The 7,069-nt window shown below is 42.3% G+C and carries 6 protein-coding genes; 1 reads left to right on the plus strand and 5 read right to left on the minus strand.

The genetic code is table 11. The features are described from left to right. Window positions 1–48: 48 nt before the first annotated feature. Together ACFVQB_RS07050 and ACFVQB_RS07055 are read right to left on the minus strand one after the other, a co-directional pair. On the minus strand, window positions 49–1,233 hold the full coding sequence (locus ACFVQB_RS07050) for an RES family NAD+ phosphorylase (RefSeq protein ID WP_379436065.1): 1,185 nt from the start codon (window positions 1,231–1,233) through the stop codon (window positions 49–51). A 978-nt stretch (window positions 1,234–2,211) separates the two neighbouring features. Next, complete coding sequence (locus ACFVQB_RS07055; protein ID WP_379436068.1) at window positions 2,212–2,493, minus strand: DoxX family protein; 282 nt, start codon at window positions 2,491–2,493, stop codon at window positions 2,212–2,214. A gap of 292 nt (window positions 2,494–2,785) precedes the next feature. Between ACFVQB_RS07055 and ACFVQB_RS07060 the strand changes: the two genes are divergently transcribed. After that, complete coding sequence (locus tag ACFVQB_RS07060) at window positions 2,786–3,625, plus strand: methyltransferase domain-containing protein (protein ID WP_379436071.1); 840 nt, start codon at window positions 2,786–2,788, stop codon at window positions 3,623–3,625. 249 nt (window positions 3,626–3,874) lie between these two features. Here ACFVQB_RS07060 and ACFVQB_RS07065 read toward each other — a convergent pair whose 3' ends face one another. The 3 genes from ACFVQB_RS07065 to ACFVQB_RS07075 form a co-directional block, all read right to left on the minus strand. Then, the gene (locus ACFVQB_RS07065; RefSeq protein ID WP_379436074.1) at window positions 3,875–4,936 is read right to left on the minus strand and encodes a hypothetical protein; all 1,062 of its coding nucleotides are present in this window, start codon (window positions 4,934–4,936) and stop codon (window positions 3,875–3,877) included. Between the two features lie 46 nt (window positions 4,937–4,982). Further along, window positions 4,983–6,266 carry a vWA domain-containing protein gene (locus ACFVQB_RS07070; RefSeq protein ID WP_379436076.1) on the minus strand — a complete coding sequence of 428 codons (1,284 nt, stop codon included), beginning with the start codon at window positions 6,264–6,266 and terminating at the stop codon, window positions 4,983–4,985. A gap of 529 nt (window positions 6,267–6,795) precedes the next feature. Next, window positions 6,796–7,069: hypothetical protein (locus ACFVQB_RS07075; RefSeq protein ID WP_379436079.1), on the minus strand; the 274-nt coding region annotated here is incomplete at its 5' end.

A 7,069-nucleotide genomic window follows, 5' to 3' on the forward strand; every position in this document is an offset into this window, starting at 1 on the left:
GGAGTTAATACATCTAAGGAATACTATCGCATCTTATTTTTATTTTATCTAATTTTCATCATGGTTATATGTTTCAATCTTATTTGAAAGGAAGTGGAGATTAATATCCTGAAAATAGTTCAAAAGAGCAATATTAAAACTATTTTCTTGTTTCACACTTTTATATTTGATCCCATTTATCCCAGCCTTCCCTGCACATTGAGCAAGGAAGTTTGGGAACACGTATTCCTTAGAAATGGTGCTGTGATTTAACGATGGGAGAGAAACAAATTCATCTAAATCCAAATTATCAATATCCCAAATAGTTATAGGTCTTAAAGTTATGAAACATCCAATTTCTGCTGTCTGCCCGTCTGTTAATCCAATTTCTTTTAAGGCAGTTGTTTTAGTATCAGTCAAATATAAAACAGGAACACCGCTAGGATTATACCGTCCCTGCCCGGGTACTCCTTCTGGTGGTGCCCACAATTCAGATTCAACATATGGGACATGTCGTTCAATATTGTTTCTTTTTCTTCCTCGATAAAGTACAGTTCCTGCTGGATACGACACTAGACCTTTTACACTTTTCGCATTGAAGCTTTCATAAATCTTACGTCCTACCTCATGCTCTAAGGCCATCATTGGATATTTTATTAATAATTTGGTGAAATCCTCAGCCTTTTCACTTTCAATGTCAAACGTACTTATTATCTTTCCAGAAAAGTCACCCTCGAATTCTTCTCCGTACCAAAAGTCAACTTCACCCTGTGTTAGATATGGTTTATCGATATCTAAAATTGCGCCACATTTACATTCTATAAGCCCATCAATCTTACTTCTAAGTTTTTCTGGAACTCCATATTCATTAAATAAATCCCATAAAGTATTCAGATCAGCAGGATCGCCATATTTCTGGGTTGAGGGAATTTCGCCAGAGTTACAAGCATCACATTCACATACCTCATCACTTAATAACTCCACTGCCCTTGCTTCAGTCCAATTTTCAAAATCATATGTATCAGTAATTAAACTGGAGTCTAGTAAAAGTTTATTCTTACATGAAGGGCACTTTATTTCAACTCTAGCCCATGTTTCAACTGGTATATCAAGATCAGACAGCAGATTCCAAACAGGAATGCATATCTCGCTTGGCACATCCTCATTTTGTTCATCCAAAAATTCAAAATAATCTTTGTTGCATAATTCACAAGACTCAATGTTATTATCAACAAACTCCTGAAGTTCAATCATTCTGAGCACTCCCTATCGTTAATCTATAATCCATATAATATGTTCTACTCTTTGATTGAATCCATCATACTTAACTATCGAGATTATGTCCTCATGTTTCTACTGACTTGTATGATAATAGAGATTGGTAGTAATTCAGTAATAGCCCGGCCAGCTAGTGCGCTGCGCTCAAGTACTCTTTGTCCCCCAAGTAAGATTATTGGCTTGTGGGCTATGGGATTTGGGGAATATTTCCTCATGAGAAATGACGGCGTTCCATAGTTTGCCTTTCGCTGGTAAAAATCGTTAAGTGATTATTTGGTTTTACATTTGAGAATGTTCCCGAAAAGCACTGCTGAATAGCCTTACTCCATCAATAGTCGATTAAGTTATGACAGACAGGTAATCTAGAATGAATATAAGAGTAAAGTATAACTAATCACATTATAGAACAACATCAAACTTGAGTTATGCGTAATTAAGAGTCCTTGAGTTAACCTCTCTCCTCATGACTCGTGGCTGGTATCATCTAGCTCTTGTAGGACACATTCACGAACGTATTCCGGGAATTCATAAGTTTTCAGGAACCTGGTTATCCGTAATGTAGCGATAAGCGGATACATATATTCTTAAGTGATACTCCTGGAAAAAATCAGGCATGCTATGGACATGATCGGGCATTTGTGTGTTTCTTTTTGAGCCTGAACATCTCAATTGTATGGGAATGGTCATGGTGGTCAAACCCTTCATCCCTCCACCCGCATGCGGGTGTTTTTTTGTTTCGCGCGTTTCACGCACTCAACTGGCTAAAGCCATAATAAAGAAAACCGATGAACTTTACATATCGTAAACGTTCATCCTTTTAATTTTTTTGGAATGCAATTATTGGTCTGTGTGTTTTGTCTCATAACTACCATTTAAACCCAGTTGAAATTATAAGTTCAGATACACTGTTCAGAAATAAGAAGCTTGCTACCACGCCGATTAATATAATAATGATCATATTTTTAAATGAATCTTGTATGCGTATTTGTGCCACGATTCCCCCATTAGTACAATGAGAAGCGCACCTGTCGCTACCCAACTTGCATACCAATAACCGATAATTAGAGCAGCTGCGGAAACGAGCTCGACGATACCTGTGACTACACGGAACCATTGTGGTAATCTCAATTTCTCGAATTCTTCAATTGGCGTTTTAGCACCCCTCAGTTTCCCAGAGCTCGCCATTAGAAACATAAGGATTAACAACGTTTGTAAGGTGATCGAAACAATGCTCAAAATTAACACTCCTATTGTTCATGAATGTAGCTGTTAAACTGTAATATTAGACACAGCAAGCCCGCCTCAGCAAACGCTGAAAACCGGGCTCCGCTTCTAACATAGCATGTGGAGGTTGTGTATTCCATATGGGCTTGCCGTAGTTTTATTCCCTTGGAAAATAATTTGATAGGGTTAGAAGATCGGCATAATCCACGGGAATATGGGTGAATACACGAGGGCAAATACATACACGGCATTAAATAAGTGGAATATTATAGGTTTAGGTTTAGAGAGGAAGGGAGGGAATGGCTTGAGAATTGATCTCGGTAGCGGAAAACAAAAATTTAATCATTGTATAGGTATAGATCGAATCGCTTATCCAGATACTGATTTGGTGCATGATTTTAATTCTCCATTACCATTTGAAGATAACTCCGTGGAATTCGTGATGGCTTCGCATAGCCTGCAATATGCTGACGATCTTCAGTCCGTCTTAACAGAGCTATACCGGATATGCCGTCACAAAGCAATGGTTTGTATTGTGGCGCCCTATGCTCATGTAAGCTCTCATATGATTAACCCTCAGTTTAAACAACGGTTTAATGAGCATTCACCGCGGTTCTGGACGCCCTCTTCCCAAACGGTTATCGCGAAAGATGAGTACCTCCTATCGCAAAATAGCACTTGGTCCTTGCTAGAGGAGGATGCATTGTCTATTGACTTCAGGGTGCTTCGAATGGAGTTTTTTTACTTCCCGGCCTATCAAATCGGTTATGATCCATTTGAGTTAGCCCTGCTCCGGCAAACGCAACTAAATGTTGCTTACCAGATTATGTATCATCTATTAGTTGTTAAACAACCAGTATCTATGAGGGAAATGCTTCTTTATAGCGAGACAGGGCAGTTTGATGAGCCGTACTACGTGAAAGAACAAAGGCTCCCTCCCCAAAAAAACGAGGAAACCCAACGTCTTCTTTTCTTGGATCATATGGAGCCTGTTGTACAGTATCGGGATTCATTATGTCCCCTGCCTCAGCAGTCTGAAGTGGAAAGCACACATCCGAATATTCGAAAACAAAAAAACAAAAGACGAGGGAATTTGCATAAAATGCATGCCCATTCTCCAAAAGAAGCTAAGTCCTATAAGTGATCTGATTTTACACTTATGATAAACCATTCTAAGAGATCTGGACACTTAACACGAATCGTCAGCCCTTACATTCATCGAGGGCATAATCCAGATCTCAGTTCCCACACTTTTCTGCACTATATTTGTTTGATTGCCCAGCTGGTCGTTGCATATAATTTCCTACAAAAAAAGACTCTTCAAGGAAGAGCCCTATTGGAGAGGGATGGTCGGAAGAACTGGACCATTGATTAGCCATGCATTCAATTCACTTTACTCTGCTTCTTCCTCAATTTGAATGTCGGCAGATGCCGTAGCGTCCCCCAGAACGGTACATACTGTGGCATATATCGTATAGTGCTTAAAAAGATTGTCATGCGGTGCGGCAAGACGGAAGCAGATCGTTTCCACTTCTTCGGGCTGGTTAACGCCGAGATCAATATTATCAAGCTTTTCCACCAAATTTAACCGTTTGCTGTCAACCAGTGACCCGTGAATATATTGAAATCCTATGGGAAGATGAATGTGCAACCGCATTTCAATGGACCTGTCAGCCTTATTTTGAACAGTAACAGTAACCGTTGTCTCTTCTCCCGGAGGAACGTTTTCCGGTTCCACGATGATGTCCACAACTGGAGGCTGGGGCTTGGCTCCTGGAGGAACTTCGGGCTCTACAATAATTGGAGGCTGGGGTGTACAGAATGCAGGCACGAACACAAAGGCCGGAGGGGAACTTAACGTCCTCTCCACATCTGCTTCCATCCATCTTACAGAGGCTTCAATATTAGTTGGAATATCAGGCACGTTCTCGCCGCTTCTGGATATTACACCCGGATTCGGTATGAGATTAAACGCGATAATCGCCTTGAAGAAGCGTCCCTCTTGCAGAACTGCCTCCTCCGGGGCCCACAGGTTGCCAGCATGCAAAACAATGATATAACGATCCTCCTCCAGGGTCACACTGACAAGTCCGTTGCTCAAGTTGACAGGCTGAAATAGAAGCGGACTATTGGGCGTATGTTCAAAGGCCACTTGGAGCGAATTCATATCCAGCGTGAAGGTGCCGTCAGCCAGCTGAGAAGGCGTTGCAATGGAACGACGGGGAACCATATCCGTAATTACGACATTTTCAAAAAAAACCAGCTCTGCGCTGGTGACGGCAAGCATCTGATCACGCAGCGCATCCTGAGCGTTGGTAATTTCGAGTGGAACGATAAACGCTTGACCGGAAGACGCTGTCGCATCCAAATATTCTGGCAGCAGTACATTGTGGCCGATTCCGATCGTATCAATTCTAATTCCGTTGGCGCGGATCGCCTCCGAGGCGGCGATCATAAACCTCTTGGCTTCGTTGCTGGCGAAGATATTCCGGCTGGTTTGCTCATAATAATCGATAAGGCGGGTTTGCGAAATTTTTTTCGTCGGTGGCGAAGATCATCAGCTCCGTCTCGGAGTTGTCGAATGTGACCGTCTCCAGTTCGCGACCGTCCTGACTCTGAGGAAAAAAGACGTCTTCATATACTGGCTGAATCGGAATACCCGTGTCCGATTGCGAGAATTGCCAAATATCGTTGACCCTTGCGAAGAACGGGCTGCGCTGATAATAATAATAATTGGCCGCAAATCCAATTCGTCCGTTCGACCAATAATAGCCGTTCAACGTAATGTCGTTGAGCAAATTGGGGATGGCGGGAACTCGAGTCGCATTGTCGCTATTTCTTCCATCAAAGTTATGCCATTCACCGGCAAACGGATTGATAACAAGCGAACTGGTAGCAGCGGTAAAGAAAGCTTCACTTCTGACCAGCGCACGCAATTTGAGACTGACGGTTTGCAGCGGTGTGAAGGTTGCCGGGTCGAAGCTGTTCGGATCGATTCCTTCTCGGACTAAATCCTCGTTCGTAACCGGCGCGCGAATACCGTTGTAGTCGGCAAAGAGTGCGCTCCCCTCTTGTACGAGTAATGCCGCATTGATTCGGTTTGGAATATCGGCTTCATTATAGTAGGCATAAAATGTGGAGGATGCTGCGCTTTCACCATCCGTCACGAGAATGATTAACTTGTGCGCTTCGACGGGAACACCTTCTAACAGTTCACCTGCAAGGAGAAAACCCGATTGAATGTTTGTATTGCTGTACCGGCTGATATTATCGATCATCGTTTCAATTTCTGCTTCATTCTGATAGAAAAAAGCAGTTTTGTCCGTTACGCTCTGAAAGCTGGCTAGCGCTGCTGCTGCCTGTGCCGGATCATAGCTATTGGCACCAATGTAATGGTCTTGTACCGGTGTACCACTGCCGGCTGATAATGTTAAAGGATTCGGGTTGACTAGACCGATAAACTTTCCTTCTGCATCTGCCTGCGTAACATGTACCCTGGCACCGTTTCCAAAGGTTACAAGGGCGATATGCTTGTCGACGGAAGCATATTCTTCCGAAAAAATAATGTCCAAGAAGCCGTGAATCGCTTGAACCGCTACCTGAAAACGCGTTTCTGTATTATTGTTAACATCCTGTGTGCCCATCGACGAAGTTGCATCAATAACGAACACCAAATACAAAGGCAAATCTAATGTTGCTAGACTGCCTTCCGCGGAGAGCTCGACCCGGAATGTACAAGGGTTCTCCGGGCTACTGCTCGCCTCCTTCCGAATGTCTAACGCCAAAGCACTCTCCCTCTTTCCACTTGTTTCATCAAAAAACTTCCGCTTCAAGATTGAATCCTACATTCATCATATGAGTGAATTCGATTCTTATGAGCGTTTTAAGTGCATATGATCAATGTTTAGATATGAATCTAATCGGCAATCGGTACAAGTTCTTGTCCCCCGACACATGTCGGACTTACTCGTCACAAAGAAGCCCCCGAATTGGGTCATGGGCTAATAAGTCGTAAAATTTATCCAGAGGTAGGACAAGAACTTGTACCGATAAAATAAAAAAGCCGCTAAAATAGCGACTTCAATGGGACCATGTTCTTGTCCCTCGACATCATTCTCCAGTCTGGTGGATAATTTTCTGTCACTATCAATATCACCTCCACAAGTTACCTATCCATGTAGTTTACAGCATTTCTCTCATTTGGTATCCAATAAATAACGATTTTATACACCTGCATTCAACGAAAAATGAGCAGCGTGCTAAAAACTGCAAACCGCTCATTGCATATTAAAATTTCCGTTTACGTTTCTTCATTTATTGACGAGATATCATTAAATTACTGGTATATATCTTCCACACAAGTTTATTATCAGTGAAAGTTCCTATCCACCAGTTATTATCGCCCGGAAAATAAAACAGAATATCTTCTCTTCCGTCACCATTGAAATCCCCTACCCAGAACGGCCGACCGTCGTTGATCCCATGTCCAAAGCCAACAGTGTTACCGGCAAGATTCCACTTTAATTCTGATCCATTGTAAGAGCCAAGCCACCAGTTATCATCACCTGGGAAGTAAAATAGGATCTCA

Source organism: Paenibacillus sp. NPDC057886 (assembly GCF_042796655.1).
In the GTDB taxonomy this organism is placed as follows: domain Bacteria; phylum Bacillota; class Bacilli; order Paenibacillales; family Paenibacillaceae; genus Paenibacillus.